The organism is Terrabacter sp. NPDC000476, assembly GCF_040300125.1.
GTDB lineage: Bacteria > Actinomycetota > Actinomycetes > Actinomycetales > Dermatophilaceae > Terrabacter.
The window spans coordinates 334,415-354,407 of sequence record NZ_JBEPDF010000001.1 but is presented as its reverse complement, the minus strand read 5'-3'; the positions used below and the strand labels follow the sequence as shown (position 1 = coordinate 354,407).

The window sequence follows — 19,993 nt, the reverse complement described above, 5'->3', positions numbered from 1 at the left end:
GGCTCAAGACCGGCTGCAACTGCGCCACGGCGCGGTTCCAGCCGACATACCGGCTCAAGACCGGCTGCAACTGCGCCCTGGCGTGGGTGCAGCTGGAGGTGACCGAGACCCGACCGAGATGCGCGCCGGGCCGCGTCGGGCGTGCTGGCCCGGGAGGCAGGGGGCATACTGAAGGGTGCCCAACTCAGGATCGCCCGACCGACGCCGCCACCTCGCGAGCAGCCCCTTCTCGCCTGCCCCGGCCCCCGACATCGAGACGTTCGAGGTCGGTGACCGCGTGTCGCACCTGCGACACGGGCTCGGTGAGGTGATCGCGTGCACGGAGCACACGGTGACGCTGCGCTTCGAGACGGGCATCATCCGCGTCAACAGCCCGTACGAGCGCCTGACCCGCCTCTGACCGGCCGCCGGTCAAGAACCGACGGCCTGACACGACGAAGGCCGGCTCCCCTCGAGGGGAGCCGGCCTTCGTGCTGCGGACCGGGGTCCGCAGGGCGTGAGAGGCGTCTCAGAGAGCGCGGACGCGCATCGCCTGCGGGCCCTTGGGGCCCTGCTCGACGTCGAACTCGACGGCCTGGTTCTCCTCGAGGCTGCGGTAGCCGTTGGCCTGGATCTCCGAGTAGTGCACGAACACGTCGGCACCCTCGGTCGGGGCGATGAAGCCGAAGCCCTTCTCGGAGTTGAACCACTTGACAGTACCCTGCGCCATGTCTGGCTCCTTCAGGTTGGGGGACGGGTCCGCCCGGACGGGCGATCCCGGTGTCGTCGGGGACGCAACCCTTCAGAACCTGAAGAAACTGCGCTCGCTGGTCGTTCCTTGCGAGCGTGCAAAACACGAGCACCAAAAACGTCGACAGGGCAAAGCGTAGCCGACACCTCACGCGATCGACGATTCGCCCGGCCCCCGCCGCACCCGACCCCGACCCAAACCCGGCGGCCGGCGGCCGCTCAGTCGAGCCGGTCGGCCGCGACGACGCCGCGGAGCACGCCGTCGCTCGCGCGGCGGGCGGTCGTGGCGAGGTCGGGGTCGGCGGCGTCGGTCAGCTGGCCGAGCAGGTCGATGACCTGCTTGCAGCGGCGCACGAAGTCACCGGCCGCGAGGTCGGTGCCGCGCAGCACGTCCTCGAGGCGCTGACCGCTCGCCCACCGGTGCATCGCCCACGCGAGACCGCCGTCGGGCATGCCGGTGCGCGGCAGCGCGAGCGCACCCTCGGCGTCCTCGAGGTCCGACCAGATCTCGACCATCCGGTCGTAGGCCTCGCGCACGTCGTCGGTCGGCCAGCGCGGCGTCAGCCCGCCCTCCTCGCGCCGCGGCTCGTGCACGAGCGTCGAGACGACGGCGGCGAGCGACGGTGGGTCGAGGCGGCGCCAGACCCCCTCACGGAGGCACTCGGCCGCGAGCAGGTCCTTCTCCGTGTAGAGCTGGCGCAGCCGGTCCCCCTCGGGCGTGATGCTCTGCCCGCCCTCGCCGAGGTAGCCCATCTCGACGAGCAGGTCGCAGATCCGGTCGAACGTCTTGGCGACGGAGTTCGTGCGGCCGTCGACCTTGCGCTGCAGCCCGTCGGTCTCGCGCCGCAGCCGCCACCACCGCTCGGCCCACCGCGCGTGGTTCTCCCGGTCGGGGCAGCGGTGGCAGGGATGGGCCTTCATCCGGCGGCGCAGGTCGTCGACCCGCTCGTCCGTCGGGTCGAGCTCGGCGGCCCGTCGGCGGGGTGGCGGGTCGTGCGGCATCGTCGCGCGCAGTGTGGCGGCGAGGTCACGGCGCGCCTTGGGGTTGCGGGCGTTGAACTGCTTCGGCACCCGCATCGAGCCGAGCGGCTCGACCGCCGTCGGCACGTCGTGGAGCGTGAGCCGTCGCAGCTGGTGGTCCTCGGTGACGACGGACGGCGACGCGGCCTCGCCCTTGCCCCCGCGGTTCGGCATGACGACCACCGCGAGGCCGCTGTGCCGCCCCGCCGGGATGCGCACGATGTCGCCGATCTTCAACGACTCCAAGGAGATCGCCGCTGCCGCGCGCACGGATGCCGACCGCGCCTTGGCGCCCTCCTTCTCGACGACGCGGATCTCGTCACGGATGGCCGCGTAGCTCGCGAAGTCGCCGAGGTGGCACGTCATGTTCTCGGCGTAGCCGGACAGGGCCTCCTCGTTGCGACGGATCGTGCGGACGAGGCCGACGACCGCCCGGTCCGCCTGGAACTGCGCGAACGAGGTCTCGAGGATGCTCCGGGCGCTCTCGCGGCCGAACTGCCGCACGAGGTTGACCGACATGTTGTAGGTGGGCCGGAAGCTCGAGCGGAGCGGGTAGGTGCGCGTCGACGCCAGGCCCGCCACGTTGGCCGGGTCGAGCCCGCGGTTCCACAGCACGACGGCGTGGCCCTCGACGTCGATGCCACGCCGGCCGGCGCGCCCGGTCAGCTGGGTGTACTCGGCCGGCGAGATGTCGACGTGGTTCTCGCCGTTGAACTTCACGAGCTTCTCGAGCACGACGGTGCGCGCCGGCATGTTGATGCCGAGCGCCAGCGTCTCGGTCGCGAAGACGGCCCGTACCCGGCCCGCGGTGAAGAGCTCCTCGACGATCTCGCGGAAGGTCGGCAGCATGCCCGCGTGGTGCGCGGCGAAGCCCCGCGACAGCCCGTCGACGAAGTCCCAGTAGCCGAGCACCGAGAGGTCCTCCTCGGCGAGCCCCTGGATGCGGGTCTCGACGAGCCGGCGGTTGGCCTCGCCCTCGGCCTCGGGGATCAGCCGCATGCCGCTCGCGAGCAGCTGGCCCACCGCGCCGTCGCAGCCGGCCCGGCTGAAGATGAAGGTGATCGCGGGCAGCAGGCCCTCGCGCTCGAGCCGCTCGATGACCTCGGCGCGGGTGGCGCCGCCCCCGGGTCGGCCACCACGGGCGAAGCCGCGCCCGCCGTCGCCGCCGCTCGGCCCCCGGCCCCCGGCCCCGTCACCACCGCGACGGCCGTGGCCGCCCCAGTCGTCGCCGCGCCCGCCGTGGCGGCCGCCGCCCGAGCGCCCGCCCGAGCCCGCACCCGCACGCCCGCCGGGCCCGCCGCCGTTGCGCCCCCGCGTGCGGCCCTTGTCACGGCCCCCTCGGCTGCTCACCCAGTGCGAGTCCCAGGCCGCCCGGCCCTCGCCGCCGCGGATGGCGTGCACGAGGTCGGGGTTGACGCTCACCGAGTAGCGGTCGGTCGCGGTGCGGAAGTGCTCGTCGTCCTCGTCGGCGTCACGCTCCTCCACGAAGAGGTCGAAGAGGGTCTGGCCGACCATCATGTGCTGCCACAGCGGCACCGGCCGGTGCTCCGACACGATGACCTCGGTGTCGCCCCGCACCTCCCCCAGCCACGCCCCGAACTCCTCGGCGTTGCTGACCGTCGCCGACAGCGACACGACGCTGACGTCGGGCGGCAGGTGGATGATGACCTCCTCCCACACGGCGCCACGGAAGCGGTCGGCGAGGTAGTGCACCTCGTCCATGACGACCCACCCGAGCCCGGCCAGGGTGGTCGACCCGGCATACATCATGTTGCGCAGCACCTCGGTCGTCATGACGACGACGGGCGCCTCGCCGTTGATCGACGCGTCGCCCGTGAGCAGGCCGACGTTCTCGGCGCCGTGCACGCGCACGAGGTCGGTGTACTTCTGGTTCGACAGCGCCTTGATGGGGGTCGTGTAGAACGCCTTGCGCCCCGTCGCGAGGGCGAGGTGCACCGCGAACTCGCCGACGATCGTCTTGCCGGCGCCGGTCGGGGCGGCCACGAGCACGCCGCGCCCCTCCTCGACGGCGCGGCACGCCTCGGTCTGGAAGTCGTCGAGGGGGAAGTCGAGCCCCGCCGAGAACTCCGCCAGCCGGGGCCAGGTGGCGATCACGCGGACACCTCCGAAGGAGCCACGACGCGCAGGGCGCCGGGCACGACCTCGGCGTCGATGGGCAGGTCGGCGAAGGTCTCGCCGTCGGCCTGGGAGTGGATGCCGCTCGCCTCCAAGCGAACTCGTCGGCCGCGATGGATCTCCACGGCCGGGTGGGTGGTGTGGGTGCCGGAGTACACCTTGGGGAATACCCGGAGGAAGGCCGGGACCGACAGGGCGTGCACGACGAGCACGTCGAACAGGCCGTCGGCGACGTCGGCGTCGGGGCAGACGCGCATGCCGCCCCCGAACGAGGTCGTGTTGGCGACGGCGACGAGCATGGCCCGGGTGTCGATGCGGTGCCCGTCGATCTCGACGACGTACGGGATGGGCCGGAAGACCGGCAGCTCGCGCAGCACCGCGAGGTTGTAGCGCATCTGCCCGCGGGGCCAGGTCATCCGCTGGGCCCGCGCGTTGACGACGGCGTCGAAGCCGGCGCCGAGCACGCCGCCGAACCAGCGCTCCCCCGCGGTGCCGTGGCGCACCCGACCGAGGTCGACCGCGCGGGTGCGGCCGCGCGCCAGCAGGTCGACCGCGGCGGCCGGGTCGTGGACGGGCAGGCCGAGGTTGCGCGCGAAGTCGTTGCCGGTGCCGGCTGCGACCACCGCGAGACGGCTCGAGGACCGCGCGCAGAGGTTGACGCCGAGGTGGACCATGCCGTCACCACCGACGACGAGCACGGTGTCGACGCCCGCGGCAACCGCCTCGAGGCCGCGCTCCCGCGCCTGCCGGTAGTCGCCGCCGGACGCGTCGACCACCTCGTGGCCCGCCGCCTGCAGCAGGGCCCGCGTGCGCTCCCCCAGCGCCCGTCCGATCCCCTTGCCCGAGGTCGGGTTGACGATCAGGGCGACACGCTGGGACACACCCGAACGCTACAGGGCGGACGCCTGGTCGTCCGGGACGTCGAGCCAGTCGGGCTCGTGGTCCTTCTTGCGCCGGTCGAGCAGGAACGCGACGCCGACGGAGGCGAAGTAGAGCGCCACCATCGGGCTCGCGAGGAAGAGCATCGTGTACGCGTCGGGCGTCGGCGTCATGATCGCCGCGAAGACGAGGATGATCATGACGGCCGGCCGCCAGCCCTTGAGCATGGCCCGAGCCGACAGCACCCCGACGAGGTTGAGCGCGACGAGGAAGACGGGCAGCAGGAACGCGCACCCGAAGGCGACGATGAACTTCAGCACGAAGTTGAGGTACTGCGCGCCGTCCTGCAGGTTGTACGCCCCGTCGGGGGTGAAGCCGAGGAGCACGGCGACGGCCTTGGGCACCATGACGAAGGCGAAGAAGCAGCCGGCGAGGAAGAGCGGCACCGCGGCGACGACGAAGAGCCGTGCGATGAGCTTCTCCTTCTTCGTCAGCCCCGGCACGATGAAGCCCCACAGCTGGAAGAGCCAGATCGGCGAGGCGACGATGACGCCGACGAAGAGCGAGGTCGTCAGCTGCAGCGCGAACGCGTCGGTCATGCCGGCGAAGTTGATGTTGACGACGCCGCCGGTGCGCTCGGCCTGCAGGTCCTTCAGCGGCCTCGTCAGGGCGTCGATGACCCGCTCGTAGTAGATCCAGCCGAGCACGCCGCCGACGAGGATGGCGGACGCGCTGATCATGATGCGGTTGCGCAGCTCGCGGAGGTGGTCGCCGAGCGACATCCGGCCCTCGGGGTCGCGCTTGCGTCGCAGTGACGGCATTCAGTCGGTCCGTATCAGTCCGGGCACACCGGTCGGGCCGGTGCGAGGCGGGTGCGGGGTGCGGGGCGGGGCTCGGTCAGAGCGTCGTGTCGCGCCGCACGTCGTCGACGACCGGCGGCGTGGCCGTGGTCGGGGCGGCCGGAGCGGTGGGGGCCTGGGTGGCCTGGGCGGCGCGCAGGCGGTCGGCCTCGGCGCGTGCCTCGGCGGCGCGGCGCTCGGCGTCCGCGAGGCGCGCGGCGTCGGCGGCGCGGCGCTCGGCCTCGGCGTCGACGACGTCACCCGGGACGGTCGTGCGCGCGGCGTCGCTGGGGGCCGGCTTGCCGTCCTTCTTCAGCTCGTCGACCTCGGACTTGAAGACGCGCGCGGAGCGGCCGAGGCTGCGCGCCATGTCGGGGAGCTTCTTCCAGCCGAACAGGGCGATGAGCACGATCGCGATGACAATGAGTTCGGGGCCGCCCGGTAGCTGCATGTGTGGTCTCCTCGTCGAATGGCCGGCCCCGGATCGGACCGTCCCGTGCAGCGTCGGCGCTGCAGGTGTCCAGCATACGTGCGTGGGATGAACGTGGACTGTGGGAGTGCCGGCTCAGCGGGGCGGGCCGGGCGTGTCGGGGGCGCCGTCACCGCCGCCGTATGCCGCCAGCGCGGCGCGTGCCTCCCCCGCCACCGCGGCGGCGAGCTCCGGCGGCCCGACGACGTGGGCCTCGCCCCCGAGGCGGAGCACGAGGCGCCGCACGAGCGCGGGGTCGGCCACCTTGAGGGTGACCCGGAGCGAGCCGTCGGGGCCGCGCTCGACACCCTCGTTCGGGTAGTAGTCGGCGATCCAGGCCGCCCACCGGCTGGCCTCGAGCACGACCGTGAGGTCGTTCTCCCCCGGCACGAAGACGTCGTCGAGGTCACGCGGCCGCGCGGCATCGGGCGGGGTGCCGTCGACGTCGAGGACCGAGGCCGCCTCGATGCGGTCGAGGCGGAAGAGGCGCACGTCCTGCGCCCGGTGGCAGTAGCCCTCGACGTACCACTGCGCGTCGAGGTTGAGGATGCGCATGATGTCGACGTCGCGCTCGGTGGACTCGTCGCGGGTCGCGACGTAGTAGCGCAGGTGGACGCGGCGGCCGCGCGCGAACGCGTCCTTGAGCACGGCCATCGCGGCGTGCTGGCTGCCGTCGTCGAGGTCGAGGGCGATGCGCCCGGTCGGCTCGCCGACGGTCGTGGCCGCGGCCGCGCGCAGCTTGGCGAGGGTGCGCTCGGCGACGTCGGAGCCGACGAGCGCGGAGCCGAGCGCCTGCAGGCCGGCGGTCAGGGTGACCGCCTCGTCGCGGGTCAGCCGCATCGGCGCCGCGATGTCGTCGGCGTTGTCGAGGTAGACGTGGCCGCTGTCCCACTGGGCGTCGATGAGCTCGGCGTGGCCGTAGCCGGGCGTGCCGCAGACGAAGAGCAGCTCGAGGTCCTCGACGAGCTGCTCCTGCGAGACGCCGAACTCCGCGGCGGCCTCGTCGAGCGGGACGCCGCGGTGCTGGAGCAGCCACGGCACCATGTCGAGCAGCCGCCCGAGGCGCTGCGTGGCGGTCTCGACGGGCTTGCGGGCGGCCCGGGTGGCGCGGGCGGTGCGGGCGGTGCCGGCGGCCGCACCGGCGGCCGGCGTCGGGGTCTCGGTCATGACAGGCCCTCCTCGTGGGCGGCGACGACCGCGCGCAGGGCCGCGCGCACCCCGTCGACGAGCTCGGGCGGCGACACGGCCACGGCGTGGGTGCCGAGCGCGACGACGTCGCGCTCGGTCGTGTCGCGGCGGTAGGGCAGCTCGAGCTGGGCCCAGCGCTCGTCGAGCTCGGTGGTGCGCAGCGCCTGGCGCCGCAGGGTGTGGCCGCGGCCGTGGCGCACGCGCACGACGGCCGTGCCCTCGGGCTCGGGGGGCTGGGCCTCGAGGGCCACCTCGGGCACGTGGTCGGCCGGCACGGCGTACGACCCCGCCCGGCCCTTGCGGCGCACGGGGCCCTCGAAGCGGCTGAGCCGGAAGGCGCGCTCGTCGCCGCGGTCGACGTCGAAGGCCGTGAGGTACCAGCGGCCGTGCCAGTTCTTCAGCGCCCACGGCTGCACGTGGCGGGTGCTGAGCTCGCCGTCGTTCTTGCGGTAGTCGAAGGCGATCGGCTGCAGCGCCGACAGGGCCGCGTGCACGGCCTCGAACGCCGGCTCCCTGGTGCGGATGCGCGGCTCGGCGCCCGCGGCCACCGACTCGTCGATCTCGACGCCCGAGAGGCGCAGCTTGCGCAGGCCGGCCGACGCCGCGCCCGAGATGCTCGCGGTCGACCAGGCGCGTGCGGCGAGCGCCAGCGCGGCGACCTCGTCGGGCTCGAAGGAGATGGCCGGCAGGGTCGTCTCGCTGGGGTCGATGCGGTAGCCGACCTCGTCGTCGAAGAGGACGTCGAGCACGGTCGTCGTGATCGGGATCCCCATCTCGCGCAGCTCGTCCTTGTCGCGCTCGAACATGCGGTCGAAGGCCTCGTCGGAGGTCGCGGCCGCGTAGGCCGGCAGGGCCTCGCGGATGCGCTGCTTCGACACCGGCCGGCGGGCCGACTTGAGCGCGAGGATGAGGTTGAGCAGCCGTTCGGTCTTCTCGGCCGAGGCAGACGCAGGGCTCATCGAGACCTTCCTGGAGGCGGCGGCGGGGATCGGGCAGTCCGACGCTACCCGAACAAAGGATCGAATAGGGTCACCCCATGATCCAGTGGCGCCGGGGTGTCGTCGACGAGGTGCGGTCGAGCTGGGCCGGGGCGGTCGAGTATGCCGTCCGCCTCCCCTCCGGCGACCGCGTCCGTGCGCTCGGCTACGTCGACGCCGTCGGCACCCTCGCGCCGGGGACCGCGGTGCTGCTCAACACGACCGCCCTCGAGCGTGGCCTCGGCACCGGCGGGCTCGCCCTCGTCGTGGCCGCGCCGGACGCGTTGCCGCAGCCCGTGCCCGACGTCGCCGCGGTGCCCGGACACCTCGTCAAGGCGCGGTACACCCCGAGCCAGATGATGGTGCTGGGCGTCGACGAGCAGGACAGCGAGCACCACGGCGTGCTCGCCGACGCCGACGACCTGGGCGGGTTGCCCGTCGTCGTCGCCGACCTCCACTCCGCGCTGCCGGCGATCGTCGCGGGCGTCCGCGAGGTCGACCCGGGCCTGCGCGTCGCCTACGTCATGACCGACGGCGGGGCGCTGCCGATCGACTTCTCGCGCACCGTGGCCGGGCTGCGCGACGCGGACTGGCTCGCGGCGTCGGTCACCGTCGGGCAGGCCTACGGCGGCGACCTCGAGGCGGTCAACGTCCACACCGGTCTGCTCGCCGCCCGGCACGTCGTCGGGGCCGACCTCGTCGTCGTCTCGCAGGGCCCCGGCAACCTCGGCACGGGCACCCGCTGGGGCTTCTCCGGCACCTCCGCGGGCGAGGCCGTCAACGCCGCGGCGACCCTGCGCGGGCGGCCGGTGTGCTCGCTGCGCGTCTCGGGGGCCGACCCGCGCGAGCGGCACCGCGGGGTCTCGCACCACAGCCTCACGGCATACGGCCGCGTGGCGCTCGTGCGCGCCGACGTGCCGGTGCCGCTGCTCGACGGCGACCTGGCCGGGCTGGGCGCCGACGTGCTCGCCCAGGCCACGGAGCTCTGCGCGGCGAGCGACGGCCGGCTCACCCTGCGCGAGGTCGGCTGCGAGGGGCTCGACGCGGCCCTGCGCGCGACGCCGGTGCCGCTGCGCACGATGGGCCGGGGATACGACGACGACCGCGCCGGATTCCTCGGCGCGGCCGTCGCGGGTCGGTTCGCCGCCCGGATGCTCGGTGCTGGGGGCTGAGCCTCAGCGCACGTCGTCGAGGTCGACGACGAAGATGAGCGCCTCACCTGGCGCGATGGCCGAGCCGGCGCCGCGCTCGCCGTAGGCGAGGTGCGAGGGGATCGTCAGCTTGCGGCGGCCGCCGACCTTCATGCCCTCGATGCCCTTGTCCCAGCCGGCGATGACCATGCCGACGCCGAGGCGGAAGTCGAGCGGGTTGCCGCGGTTCCACGACGAGTCGAACTCCTCGCCCGTGGAGTGGGCGACGCCGACGTAGTGCGCGCTCACGGTGTCGCCGGCCTTGGCCTCGCGGCCGTCGCCCTCGATGAGGTCCTCGACGACGAGGTCGGCGGGGGCGTCACCCTCGGGGAAGTCGATCTCGGGCTTCGTGCGGTTGGGGTCGAGTGCCATTGCTGCGGGTGCCTTTCGTCGGTGTGGGTCGTGCTGGTGTTGCTGTGGTGCTGGTCAGTACGCGTCGAGGATGTCGACGACGAAGACGAGCGTGTCGGTGCCGGCGATCTTCGGCGGGCTGCCCGCCGTGCCGTAGCCGTCGGCGGGCGGGATGACGAGCAGCACGCGGCTGCCCACCTTCTTGCCCACCAGGGTCTTGTCCCAACCGGGGATGACCTGGCCGACGCCGATCGGGAAGTCGGCCGCGGCGCCCCGCTGCCACGACGAGTCGAAGACGCTGCCGTCCTTCCAGAGCACCCCGTGGTACTGCGCCGTGATGGTCTGGCCCTTCTCGACCGTCGCGCCCGTGCCCTGCACGAGCGTCGCCTGCTGCGTCGTCGTGGGCGCGGCCGACTTCGGCACCGTGACGGTGGGCTCCTTGGTCGGGCCGTTCTTGAACTCGACGGTGGGCAGCCCCGCGGGAGCAGCCGTCTGGGCGCCGTCGATCTGGCTCAGCGCGGAGTGCACGTCGGCGATGTCGGCGACGACGACGATCGTGTCGGTGCCGGCGACGCCGAGGTTCTGGTTGCCGGCCGAGCCGAACCCCTTCTCGGGCGGGATCGTGAACGCGATGCGGGCGCCCTTCGTGGCGCCGACGAGCCCGTCGGTGAAGCCGGCGATGAGGTCGGCCCGGCCGAGGCGGTAGCCCTCGGCGGCGCGGCCCTGGCCGTAGCCGTCGTCGAGCAGCTTGCCGCTGGTGCCGTTGAAGATCTGGGCGCGCAGGCGCACCGTGTCGGCCGTCGTGGCGCCCGGGCCGGTGCCCTCCGTCAGCACGCGCCGGTCGACGACCTTCGTGCTGATCGGGGTCTTGCCGAGCGAGACCTTCGGCGCCGTCTTGAGGTCGACCGCGCCGGTGGCGGTGAGGCCCTTGAGCGCGCCGCCGTCGGGGGCGGGCGTCCTGGTGGCCGAGGCGGCCGGCGTGGACCCGCCGGTCGAGCCGGCCGTCGACGCGGCCGTGGACCCGCCGGTCGAACCGGCGGACGGGCTGGATGCCGACCCGCAGGCGGCGAGGCCGGTCAGGCCGAGGGTGGCGATCAGGGCTACGGCTGCACGGGCAGCCGGACGGTTGGGGCGCACGAGCACGACTTTCGGTCGGGGCGGGCGGGTCCGGAGCTCCCGGAGGTCCCGCTGGTCAGGGCCCGGCCACTGTAACGCGGGCCCTTGTGCACGATTCACAGCGCGTTGACAGGCGCGGTGACAGGCGCGGTGACAGGCGGTGACCCGCAGGGTGACGGTCACGGTGGCCGGACGAGGCCGACCGGTGGCGGCCGGCGTCAGAGGGGTCGGGCCACCGTGGGCGAGCGGTCGATCGTCTCCATGAGCCGCTCCACGCGCTCGTCGACGGCCCGGAAGGGGTCCTTGCACAGCACGGTGCGCTGCGCCTGGTCGTTGAGCTTGAGGTGAACCCAGTCGACGGTGAAGTCGCGGCCGTGGGCCTGCGCGGCGCGGATGAAGTCGCCGCGCAGCTTGGCGCGGGTCGTCTGCGGCGGGCGCACCTTGGCCTCGAAGACCTCCACGTCCGAGGCGACCCGGGCGGTGCGGCCGTGGCGCTGGAGCAGGTAGAAGAGGCCGCGGCGCCGGTTGATGTCGTGGTAGGCGAGGTCGAGCTGCTGGATCCGGGCGTCGGTGAGCGCGAGGCCGTGCTTGGCCCGGTAGCGCTCGATGAGGCGGTACTTGATGACCCAGTCGATCTCGGTCTCGATGGCGCCGAGGTCGCCCGACCCGATGGCGTCGAGGGCCCGTCCCCACAGGTCGATGACCTGCTTCGTGTCGGGGCTGTCCATCCCCTCGCGGTCGACGAACTCGACGGCCTTGTCGAGGTACTCCCGCTGCATGTCCAGCGCCGAGAGCTCGCGCCCGTTGGCGAGCCGCACGGTCGCGCGCCCCGTCAGGTCGTGGCTCATCGTGCGGATGGCCCGGATCGGGTTCTCCATCGTCAGGTCGCGCATGACGACGCCCGACTCGATCATCCGCAGCACGAGGTCGGCGCTGCCGATCTTGAGCAGGTTCGTCGTCTCGGACATGTTCGAGTCGCCGACGATGACGTGCAGGCGGCGGTACTTCTCGGCGTCGGCGTGCGGCTCGTCGCGGGTGTTGATGATGGGCCGGCTGCGCGTCGTGGCCGACGACACGCCCTCCCAGATGTGGTCGGCGCGCTGGCTGACCGCGAACGACGCACCGTGCGCCGTGGCGACCACCTTGCCGGCGCCGCAGACGATCTGCCGGCTGATGAGGAAGGGGATGAACATGTCCGACACGCGCTGGAAGTCCCCCGTGCGCCCGTAGCAGTAGTTCTCGTGGCAGCCGTAGGAGTTGCCGGCCGAGTCGGTGTTGTTCTTGAAGACGAAGATCTCGCCCTCGACCCCGTCGTCGCGCAGTCGGCCCTGGGCGTCCTCGACGAGCCCCTCGAGGATGCGCTCCCCCGCCTTGTCCTGGATGACGAGCTCGCGGGCCGAGTCGCACTCGGCCGTCGCGTACTCCGGGTGCGAGCCCACGTCGAGGTAGAGCCGGGCCCCGTTGCCCAGGAAGACGTTGCTCGACCTCCCCCAGGCGACGACGCGCCGGAAGAGGTAGCGCGCGACCTCGTCGGGAGTCAGCCGGCGCTGGCCCTGCGTCGTGCAGGTCACGCCGTACTCGTTCTCGATCCCGAAGATCCGCCGCTCCATGACGTAACTCTAGGCGGCGCCGCCACGGATGCGTCGGCACGCCGCTCCCCGGGCCGCGCCGGACGGCTCCTGACACAATGTGTGGCGACCCCTCACGCCCGACTCCCCACCCCACTCTGGACGGACATGATCGACAGACCGCACTTCAAGTTCTCCCGTCGCGGATACGAGCCCGAGGAGGTCGACGCCTTCCTCGACTCGCAGAACCGCACGCTGCAGGCGGCGAAGAAGGACGCCGCCGAACGCAGCGTCGAGCTGACGAAGCTCAACGCCGCCATCACCGACCTGCGCAGCCAGCTGGGCCAGCAGTCGCGCCTGGTGGCGGAGCTCAAGCAGGCCCCGGCCGCCGCGCCGAGCCGGACCTTCACCGACCTCGGTGAGCGCGTCGGGCAGATCCTCGCGCTCGCCGACCAGGAGGCCGCCGAGATGCGCGACCGGGCGCGCGCGGAGGCCAACGAGATCCGCGAGCGGGCGCTCCGCGATGCCGCGGACGTCAAGAAGGCCGCCGGGTCGTACGCCGAGCAGGCCCGGTCCCACGCCGACGAGGAGTCCGTGCGCGTCATCGCCCAGGCCACGCGCGAGGCGCAGGCCATCGTCGCCGAGGCCCAGGCGGTCGCCGCCGCGCAGCGCCAGGAGGCGGCCGCCGAGTTCGAGTCGCACCGGCTCAAGGCGAGCTCGGCCAACGCCGAGCTCGAGGTGCAGCTCGCCGGGCGCCGGGAGTCGGCCGACCAGGAGTTCGCGGCCCGTCGGGCGCAGCAGGACGCCGCCCTCGCCGAGGCCGAGGCGCGCCTGGGCCAGCTCACCGAGCGTGCCGAGCGCGACGCCGAGGAGATGCGCACGCGCGCGCGGCAGCTGCTCCACAGCGCCGAGGCGCAGGCCGACCAGATCGTCTCGGAGGCCCGTGACCACGCCTCGCGCGTCCGCGAGGAGTCCGACCGCGAGCTCGCCGCGGCGACCGCGCAGCGCGACAGCATCACCGCGCAGCTGGGCAACGTGCGCCAGATGCTCGCCACGCTGGGTGGCGGCGCGCTCGTCGAGTCGCTCGGGGTGCCGGCCGCCGCCGGCGACGCCGAGGCCGGCACCGGGCAGCCCCGGCCGGAGCAGTCCGAGCCGCCCGAGCAGTCGGAGCGGTCCGAGGAGCGCGAGGAGCCCGAGCAGGCCGAGCAGGCCGACGTGGCGTCGACCGAGGCCGAGCAGCCGGGCGGCGGCGCCGACGAGGCGTCCTCGCAGTCGGAGCAGGCCTTCGTGCCGGACGCGACGCAGGTGCTCGAGGTCGTGCGCGACGACGCCGACGTGAGGCCCGCCTCGGCCGGCCACCGCTGACCCGACCCGCACCACCGCGCAACACACCGAGAAGGTCGCAACGCACCGGGAACCGATCCCGGGGTGTTGCGACCTTCTCGGTGTGTTGCCGGATTTAGGCGGGGGGCGCCTCGTCGGGGCCCTCGAGCAGGCGGGTCAGCAGCGGGCCGGTGATCCGTCGGAACGAGCGGCGCGGCCGGTCGCGGTCGAGCACCGCCACCTCGAGCTGGGCGGCGTCCAGGGGTCGGCGCTCGCCGTTCTCCCCCGAGGCGAGCACGTCCACGGCCACGGTGAGGGCCTCACCGAGCGTCATGCCCGGCCGCCACGCGGCGCCCAGCCGCTCCTCGGCGACGTCGCTCGCGCCGCCCATCGCCACGAAGCCGCGCTCGTCGGCCACCGAGCCGTCGTAGGTGAGGCGGAAGATCTGGTCGGCGTCGCTGTCGACGCCCACCTCCGCCACGACGATCTCGATCTCGAAGGGCTTCGACTCCTGCGTGAAGACGGCACCGAGCGTCTGCGCGTACGTGTTGGCGAGGGCCCGCGCGGTCACGTCGGTGCGGTCGTAGGAGTAGCCGCGCAGGTCGGCATACCGGATGCCGGCGACGCGCAGGCTCTCGAACTCGTTGTAGCGGCCGACCGCGGCGAACGCGATGCGGTCGTAGATCTCCGACACCTTGTGCAGCGCGCGCGAGGGGTTCTCGGCGACGAAGGCGATGCCGCGGTCGTAGCCGAGCACGACGACCGAGCGGCCGCGGGCGATTCCCTTGCGCGCGAAGTCGGCCCGGTCCTTCATGACCTGCTCGGGCGGGACGTAGAACGGCATGCTCATCGGGCACCTCCCGGGTTGTCGCGGCGGGCGGCCACGATGCGCTCGACGTGCGCCTCGAGGACGTCCTGCCCCACGAAGCGCGCGCCCGCGTGGTCGACGACCGCGACGGTGGGCCAGATCTGGCGGCCGAGGTCGGGGCCGCCGGTGGCCGAGTCGTCGTCGGCCGCGTCGTAGAGCGCCTCGAGGGCCACCGAGACGGCGGCCTGCTCCTCGAGGCCCGGGCGCCACAGCTTCTTCAGGGCGCCGCGGGCGAAGACGGAGCCCGACCCGGTGGAGTGGTGCCCGCCCTCGACGTAGCAGCCGCCCGTCACGTCGTAGGAGTAGATGCGGCCGGTGGCCGACTCGAGGTCGAACCCGGCATACGTCGGCACGACCGTGAGGCCCTGCATCGCGAGCGCGAGGTTGCCGCGGATCATCGAGGCGAGGCGGTTCGCCTTGCCCTCGAGCGACATGATGGCGCCCTCGATCTTCTCGTAGTGCTCGAGCTCGACCTGGTAGAGGCGGACGAGCTCGATCGCGACGCCCGCGGTGCCGGCGATCCCGACGACGCTGAAGTCGTCGGCCGCGAAGACCTTCTCCATGTCACGGTTCGCGATGACGTTGCCCATCGTGGCGCGGCGGTCACCGGCCATGACCACGCCGCCGTCGAAGAGCAACGAGACGATCGTCGTGCCGTGCGGCGCCTCGAGACTGGCCCCCACGGGCAGCCGGCGCCCGCCCGGGAGCACCTCGGGACGGTAGCTCGAGACGAACTCGGTGAACGAGGACGACCCGGCGCTGAGGAAGGCGTCGTCGAGGCGGCGACCCCGGGTCACTGGCCGCCCTTCTGGACGAACCCGCGCACGAACTCCTCGGCGTTGCTCTCGAGCACCCCGTCGATCTCGTCGAGGACGCTGTCGATGTCGTCGGAGAGGCCCTCCTTGACGGCGGCGCCGCTCGGTGCCGTCGGCGGCGCGTCGGGCGTCTCCGGGGGCTCCTCGTCACGATGCTGCGGCTTGACGTGCTCCTGACCCGGCATGGCTACCTCCCAGACGTGGACGACCTCTTGCTCCGACCCTAACGCGTGGGCGGGCCGGAGCAGCGGCGGTCCGGACCCGTCCCCACGGGCGTGGCGCACCCGTCACTCGGGGGTGGCGAGGCCCCGGAGCAGCTCGTCGACGTCGGCGCTCTGCTCGAGCAGCGTGCCGACCTGGGCGCGCGTGCCCCGCTCGGGCTCGAGGATCGGCACGCGCTGCAGGCTCGCCCGCCCGGGCACGTCGAAGACGACGGAGTCCCAGCTGGCGGAGAACACCTGGCCGGAGAACCGGCGCACGCACTCGCCGCGGAACCACGCCCGGGTGTCCTCCGGCGGGGTCGAGCGCGCTGCCTTGACCTGCTCGGGCGTGACGAGGTCGTGGAACATGCCGCGGTCACGCAGCCGGTGGACGAGCCCCTTCTCGGGGCGCACGTCGGCCCACTGGATGTCGATGGCGGCCAGGCGGTGGTCGTCCCACGCGAGCCCGTCGCGCGACCGGTAGCCCTCGAGCAGCCCCAGCTTGGCCACCCAGTCGACGAAGGGCGCGGCCGAGCCGACGTCGGAGCCCAGGCGGGTGAGCACGTCCTCCCAGAGCGCCATCACCTCGGCCGTGGCCTCCGGCTCCGGGTCGTCGCCGCGCCGGTCGAGCCAGGCGCGCGCGGCCTCGAGGTACATCCACTGAACGTCGAGGGCCGTCATCGTGCGGCCGTCGACGAGCTCGACCGTGGCCTGCAGCGACGGGTCGTGGCTGACGGCCTGCAGCGCCGCGACGGGCCGCCGCACCGACCAGTCCTGCGTCAGGTGTCCGTCCTCGATCATGCCGAGCACGAGCGAGGTCGTGCCGGTCTTGAGCAGGGTCGCGACGTCGAGGTGGGTGGCGTCGCCCAGGATGACGTGCAGCCGCCGGTAGCGGTCGGCGACGGCGTGCGGCTCGTCGCGGGTGTTGATGATGGGCCGCTTGAGCGTCGTCTCGAGCCCGACCTCGGTCTCGAAGAAGTCGGCCCGCTGGCTGATCTGGTAGCCCGCTCCCCTGCTGTCGACGCCGAGGCCGACCCGGCCCGCGCCGCAGACGACCTGCCGCGTCACGAAGAAAGGGATGAGGTGGCGCACGATGTCGGGGAACGGGGTGCGGCGCGGCATGAGGTAGTTCTCGTGCGTGCCGTAGGACTGGCCCTTGCCGTCGGCGTTGTTCTTGTAGAGGTTGACCGGCGGCTGCCCGGGCCGCGAGGCGAGCAGCCGCACCGACTCCAGGGCGATGGCGTCGCCCGCGCGGTCCCACGTGACGGCGTCGCGCGGCAGGGTCACCTCGGGCGAGCTGTACTCCGGGTGCGCGTGGTCGACGTAGTAGCGGGCGCCGTTGGTCAGGACGACGTTCGCGAGGGTGGGGTCCTCGACGTCGGTCAGCTGGCTCGGGTCGGCAGTCTGCCGGTCGAGCTGCCAGCCGCGGGCGTCGCGGAGCGGGTCCTCGAAGGCGTAGTCCCAGCTCGACTGGTTCGAGCGGATGCCCTGCGCGGCGGCGTAGACGCTGACGACCTGCCCCGAGAGGAACATCGGGTTGGCCATCGGGTCGCCCGGCACCGAGATGCCGAACTCGGTCTCGAGCCCCATGATCCGCCGCACCGTCATGGCCCGACGATAACCGCCGCCCCCGACCGCGCCGTGGCCGGTCCGCCGCCGCCCCTGCCGCGCCCCTGCCGCGCGCCCGCCGTCGCGCGCGTCCGGGGGCCGTATGCCGTGCGGCTGGGCTCAGATGGCCCCGAGCTTCTGCAGCCGGTTGAGCGAGAACCAGCCGAACGGGATGGGCAGCCAGTAGGTGGCGAGGCGGTAGAGCAGCACCGACGAGACGGCGGTGCCGCTGTCGACGCCGATGGCGATGAGGCCCGCCGACATGGCGGCCTCGATGCCACCGAGCCCACCGGGGGTCGGCACCGCGGAGCCGATGATCGCGCCGGCGAAGTAGACGACGGCGATGGCCGCGACGGGGGCGCTCGCGCCGAACGCCTTGGTCGCGAAGACGAGCGCGGCGACGAACGACAGGTCGAGCAGCAGGGCGCCGCCGAGCAGCTGGGCCAGCTTCCGCGGGTGCTGGAGCACGGCCAGCACCTGCGGCACGGCCGACTTGATCTGCGGCAGCACCCGGTCGGTGATGAGCGCCCGCACGCGCGGCACGGCGAGCAGGGCCAGCAGCGCGATGAGCACGGCGAGGATGCCGGCGACGAGCACCGGCGACGGGCTGAACGAGACGGCCGGTCCCGTGCCTGCCAGCACACCGGAGATGACGAGCAGCACGAAGTACGAGCAGAACTGGGCCACCTGCGCGACGCCGACGCTCGCCCCCGCGACGGTCGGCGTGAGGCCGGAGGTCTGCAGGTAGCGGGTGTTGAGCGCGATGTTGCCGACCGCGGCGGGGGCGACGAGGCCGGTGAACGCCACGGCGAGCTGGGTCATGTAGGTGCGCACGAACCGCAGGTGGATCTGCACCGCACCGGCGAGCGCGATCGAGGCGCCGGCGAAGGTGAGCACGGCGGCGCCGACGAGCAGCGCGGCCCACCGCCAGTCGGCGGTCTCGACGACCTGATTGAAGTCCACCTGGGCCAGCTGGCTCAGCACGATGTAGCCCGCGACCCCGCCCATGACGAGGGTGGCGACGCTCTTGATCGAGATGCGCCGCAGCTGCACCGGCTCGACGGCCTCGGCCTGGGGGCGCAGGGCGACGAGGCGCTCGCGCAGCTCGCCCATGACCGTCTTGGACTCCTTGAGCGCGACCCGCGCGTCGGGGCTGAGGGCGACCGGCTGGAGCACGGGCACAGCGCGCAGCACGGCCTCCTCCCCCAGCACCGCCACCGCGGAGTCGACGGTCCGCTGCGGGCCGACGGTCAGGGCGACCGTCGTCAGCAGCTGGGCGAGGTCGAGGCGCAGGCTGATGTCGTCGGCCGCGACGTCGCCGCTGCCGAGCCGCGAGAGGGCCACCCGGCCGTCGTCGTCGACGATGATCGTCGACGGGCCGAGCTGACGGTGCACGATGCGGCGCCGGTGCAGCGTCGCGGCGAGCTCCCAGATCGCCGTCAGCCGCTCGTCGTCGAGGGCCCCGTCGATCTCGGCGAGGGTGGTGCCGCGCGGCTCGTCGTAGGCGATGACGGCCGAGAACGGCCCGACCTCCGAGACGAGCACCGGGCGCGGGGCCCGGATGCCGGCGTCGTGCAGGGCCAGGCCCATGAGCGTGCGGTGCTCGATCTCCGAGCGGAGGGTGAGGGCCGGCGGCCGGGTGAACCCGCTGCGCAGCCGCAGCACCCGCAGGAGGCGGCGGCCGGAGGCGAGGCCGAAGGTGTCGCGGTCGACGACGTGGACGTCGAGCGGCCCACGGGCGGTCGAGCCGGCATACCGGCGGTCGCCCGCGTCGTTGGCGTCGATGAGCTCGAGGCGGGTGAGGTCGATGCCGCCGGCGACGAGGACGGCGGCGACCTCGGTGCCCGGCGGCCGGGTGGACGTGACCCCGAGGCCGAGGCGGAAGGCCAGGCCGACGATCCAGCCGAGCAGGAGCGAGCAGGCGAGGGCCGCGAGGGTCATGGCGCCCGAGAGCAGGGTCGTGACGAGCGTCGCGATGACGATCGTCGTGGCGATCGGCGAGAGCCACTTGCGGCCGGAGATGTCGGCGACGGTCAGCAGCGCCAGCATCGAGACGAGCACGATGTCGAGCGGACCGGTGCGACCGGTCGGTGTGGGCCGGGTCAGCACGTCGGTGACGAAGCCGCCGTTGCCCGACTGCACGAGCACGGCGAGCACGATGACGAGCACCCCGGCGACGACGGCGGCGCCGAGGGCCTGGATGAGCTGGATCGGCCGTCGCCGCATGGCGAGGTCGATGCCCACGCCGATCGGCAGGACGATGACGCCGACGCCGCTCATCAGGCCCAGGAGGGTCAGCAGCACGCGGGGCAGCCCGCTCGTGGCGTCGGTGAGGTCCTGCTCGACGGCGCCCCGGGTGCCGGCGGCGACGTCGGCGATGACGAGGCCGAGCACGAGCAGCACGAGCGCCGCGACGAGGCGCACCGCGTCGACGGGCCGGCGCACGCGCTCGGGGATCGGCGGCTCGACGACCTCGACCTCGGGCGCCGGCGGGGCGTCGACGCCGGGCTCGTCGGGGACCGCGATGGCCTCGATCGACCCGTCACGGTCCCTCGGGTCGCCGCCGTCCTCCCGTTCGTCCGGATCGCGCTCCTGCACGTCCTGCGCCGATCGGCTCATGCGTCCCCCCGTGGTGTCGTCCGTCGGCCCGGGACGCGTCGACGGGTGCCCCTCCTCGGGGGGCGCGGCCGTCGTCTCGTCGTCGGGCATGGGCCAAT

The 19,993-nt window shown here is 73.4% G+C and carries 18 protein-coding genes; 3 read left to right on the top strand and 15 right to left on the bottom strand.

Annotation, left to right across the window (positions count from 1 at the left end; translation table 11 throughout):
- Positions 1–175: 175 nt before the first annotated feature.
- Positions 176–400, top strand: a complete 225-nt coding sequence (locus ABT295_RS01620) for a hypothetical protein (protein WP_352392677.1) — start codon at positions 176–178, stop codon at positions 398–400.
- A gap of 108 nt (positions 401–508) precedes the next feature.
- Here ABT295_RS01620 and ABT295_RS01615 read toward each other — a convergent pair whose 3' ends face one another.
- The 7 genes from ABT295_RS01615 to ABT295_RS01585 form a co-directional block, all read right to left on the bottom strand.
- Positions 509–709, bottom strand: a complete 201-nt coding sequence (locus tag ABT295_RS01615) for a cold-shock protein (protein ID WP_352392676.1) — start codon at positions 707–709, stop codon at positions 509–511.
- A 239-nt stretch (positions 710–948) separates the two neighbouring features.
- Positions 949–3,864, bottom strand: a complete 2,916-nt coding sequence (locus ABT295_RS01610; protein WP_352392675.1) for a DEAD/DEAH box helicase — start codon at positions 3,862–3,864, stop codon at positions 949–951.
- A complete protein-coding gene (locus ABT295_RS01605; protein WP_352392674.1) occupies positions 3,861–4,766 on the bottom strand; it encodes a diacylglycerol/lipid kinase family protein in 906 nt (301 codons plus the stop codon). Before ABT295_RS01605 ends, ABT295_RS01610 begins: the two co-directional genes overlap by 4 nt.
- A 9-nt stretch (positions 4,767–4,775) precedes the next feature.
- A complete protein-coding gene (tatC, locus tag ABT295_RS01600; RefSeq protein WP_352392673.1) occupies positions 4,776–5,585 on the bottom strand; it encodes a twin-arginine translocase subunit TatC in 810 nt (269 codons plus the stop codon).
- 76 nt (positions 5,586–5,661) lie between these two features.
- On the bottom strand, positions 5,662–6,054 hold the full coding sequence (tatA, locus tag ABT295_RS01595) for a Sec-independent protein translocase subunit TatA (protein ID WP_352392672.1): 393 nt from the start codon (positions 6,052–6,054) through the stop codon (positions 5,662–5,664).
- 114 nt (positions 6,055–6,168) lie between these two features.
- On the bottom strand, positions 6,169–7,239 hold the full coding sequence (locus ABT295_RS01590) for a helix-turn-helix transcriptional regulator (protein ID WP_352392671.1): 1,071 nt from the start codon (positions 7,237–7,239) through the stop codon (positions 6,169–6,171).
- On the bottom strand, positions 7,236–8,219 hold the full coding sequence (locus ABT295_RS01585) for a helix-turn-helix transcriptional regulator (protein WP_352392670.1): 984 nt from the start codon (positions 8,217–8,219) through the stop codon (positions 7,236–7,238). The genes ABT295_RS01590 and ABT295_RS01585 overlap by 4 nt, the downstream gene beginning before the upstream one ends.
- 77 nt (positions 8,220–8,296) lie before the next feature.
- On the opposite strand from ABT295_RS01585, the gene ABT295_RS01580 reads away from it, so the two are divergent.
- Entirely contained in the window at positions 8,297–9,409 is a 1,113-nt protein-coding gene (locus ABT295_RS01580; protein WP_352392669.1) for a DUF3866 family protein, read from the top strand.
- Positions 9,410–9,412: 3 nt separating this feature from the next.
- Here ABT295_RS01580 and ABT295_RS01575 read toward each other — a convergent pair whose 3' ends face one another.
- From ABT295_RS01575 to pafA, 3 genes are all read right to left on the bottom strand, one after another.
- The gene (locus ABT295_RS01575) at positions 9,413–9,799 is read right to left on the bottom strand and encodes an FKBP-type peptidyl-prolyl cis-trans isomerase (protein WP_345508856.1); all 387 of its coding nucleotides are present in this window, start codon (positions 9,797–9,799) and stop codon (positions 9,413–9,415) included.
- 54 nt (positions 9,800–9,853) lie between these two features.
- Complete coding sequence (locus ABT295_RS01570; protein ID WP_352392668.1) at positions 9,854–10,915, bottom strand: FKBP-type peptidyl-prolyl cis-trans isomerase; 1,062 nt, start codon at positions 10,913–10,915, stop codon at positions 9,854–9,856.
- Positions 10,916–11,112: 197 nt separating this feature from the next.
- Positions 11,113–12,504 (bottom strand): Pup--protein ligase, encoded by a 1,392-nt coding sequence (pafA, locus tag ABT295_RS01565; RefSeq protein WP_352392667.1) that lies wholly within the window; start codon positions 12,502–12,504, stop codon positions 11,113–11,115.
- A gap of 126 nt (positions 12,505–12,630) precedes the next feature.
- Between pafA and ABT295_RS01560 the strand changes: the two genes are divergently transcribed.
- On the top strand, positions 12,631–13,827 hold the full coding sequence (locus tag ABT295_RS01560; RefSeq protein ID WP_352392666.1) for a DivIVA domain-containing protein: 1,197 nt from the start codon (positions 12,631–12,633) through the stop codon (positions 13,825–13,827).
- 94 nt (positions 13,828–13,921) lie between these two features.
- Here the strand turns inward: ABT295_RS01560 and prcA are convergent, their stop codons facing one another.
- The 5 genes from prcA to ABT295_RS01535 all read right to left on the bottom strand — a co-directional run bounded on the left by prcA (position 13,922) and on the right by ABT295_RS01535 (position 19,985).
- A complete protein-coding gene (gene prcA / locus ABT295_RS01555) occupies positions 13,922–14,635 on the bottom strand; it encodes a proteasome subunit alpha (protein ID WP_352392665.1) in 714 nt (237 codons plus the stop codon).
- Complete coding sequence (gene prcB / locus ABT295_RS01550) at positions 14,632–15,450, bottom strand: proteasome subunit beta (protein WP_352392664.1); 819 nt, start codon at positions 15,448–15,450, stop codon at positions 14,632–14,634. The genes prcA and prcB overlap by 4 nt, the downstream gene beginning before the upstream one ends.
- Complete coding sequence (locus ABT295_RS01545) at positions 15,447–15,653, bottom strand: ubiquitin-like protein Pup (RefSeq protein ID WP_352392663.1); 207 nt, start codon at positions 15,651–15,653, stop codon at positions 15,447–15,449. The genes prcB and ABT295_RS01545 overlap by 4 nt, the downstream gene beginning before the upstream one ends.
- A 102-nt stretch (positions 15,654–15,755) precedes the next feature.
- Positions 15,756–17,276 carry a depupylase/deamidase Dop gene (dop, locus tag ABT295_RS01540; RefSeq protein ID WP_352392662.1) on the bottom strand — a complete coding sequence of 507 codons (1,521 nt, stop codon included), beginning with the start codon at positions 17,274–17,276 and terminating at the stop codon, positions 15,756–15,758.
- A gap of 120 nt (positions 17,277–17,396) precedes the next feature.
- Positions 17,397–19,985, bottom strand: coding sequence for a lysylphosphatidylglycerol synthase domain-containing protein (locus tag ABT295_RS01535; protein WP_352392661.1), 2,589 nt, complete (start codon positions 19,983–19,985; stop codon positions 17,397–17,399).
- Between the last annotated feature and the right edge of the window lie 8 nt (positions 19,986–19,993).

Coding starts and splice junctions, on each gene's coding strand:
- ABT295_RS01615 (WP_352392676.1), bottom strand. CDS start 709: ATGGCGCAGGGTACTGTCAAGTGGTTCAACTCCGAGAAGGGCTTCGGC.
- tatC (WP_352392673.1), bottom strand. CDS start 5,585: ATGCCGTCACTGCGACGCAAGCGCGACCCCGAGGGCCGGATGTCGCTC.
- tatA (WP_352392672.1), bottom strand. CDS start 6,054: ATGCAGCTACCGGGCGGCCCCGAACTCATTGTCATCGCGATCGTGCTC.
- ABT295_RS01590 (WP_352392671.1), bottom strand. CDS start 7,239: ATGACCGAGACCCCGACGCCGGCCGCCGGTGCGGCCGCCGGCACCGCC.
- ABT295_RS01585 (WP_352392670.1), bottom strand. CDS start 8,219: ATGAGCCCTGCGTCTGCCTCGGCCGAGAAGACCGAACGGCTGCTCAAC.
- ABT295_RS01580 (WP_352392669.1), top strand. CDS start 8,297: ATGATCCAGTGGCGCCGGGGTGTCGTCGACGAGGTGCGGTCGAGCTGG.
- ABT295_RS01575 (WP_345508856.1), bottom strand. CDS start 9,799: ATGGCACTCGACCCCAACCGCACGAAGCCCGAGATCGACTTCCCCGAG.
- pafA (WP_352392667.1), bottom strand. CDS start 12,504: ATGGAGCGGCGGATCTTCGGGATCGAGAACGAGTACGGCGTGACCTGC.
- ABT295_RS01560 (WP_352392666.1), top strand. CDS start 12,631: ATGATCGACAGACCGCACTTCAAGTTCTCCCGTCGCGGATACGAGCCC.
- prcA (WP_352392665.1), bottom strand. CDS start 14,635: ATGAGCATGCCGTTCTACGTCCCGCCCGAGCAGGTCATGAAGGACCGG.
- ABT295_RS01545 (WP_352392663.1), bottom strand. CDS start 15,653: ATGCCGGGTCAGGAGCACGTCAAGCCGCAGCATCGTGACGAGGAGCCC.
- dop (WP_352392662.1), bottom strand. CDS start 17,276: ATGACGGTGCGGCGGATCATGGGGCTCGAGACCGAGTTCGGCATCTCG.
- ABT295_RS01535 (WP_352392661.1), bottom strand. CDS start 19,985: ATGCCCGACGACGAGACGACGGCCGCGCCCCCCGAGGAGGGGCACCCG.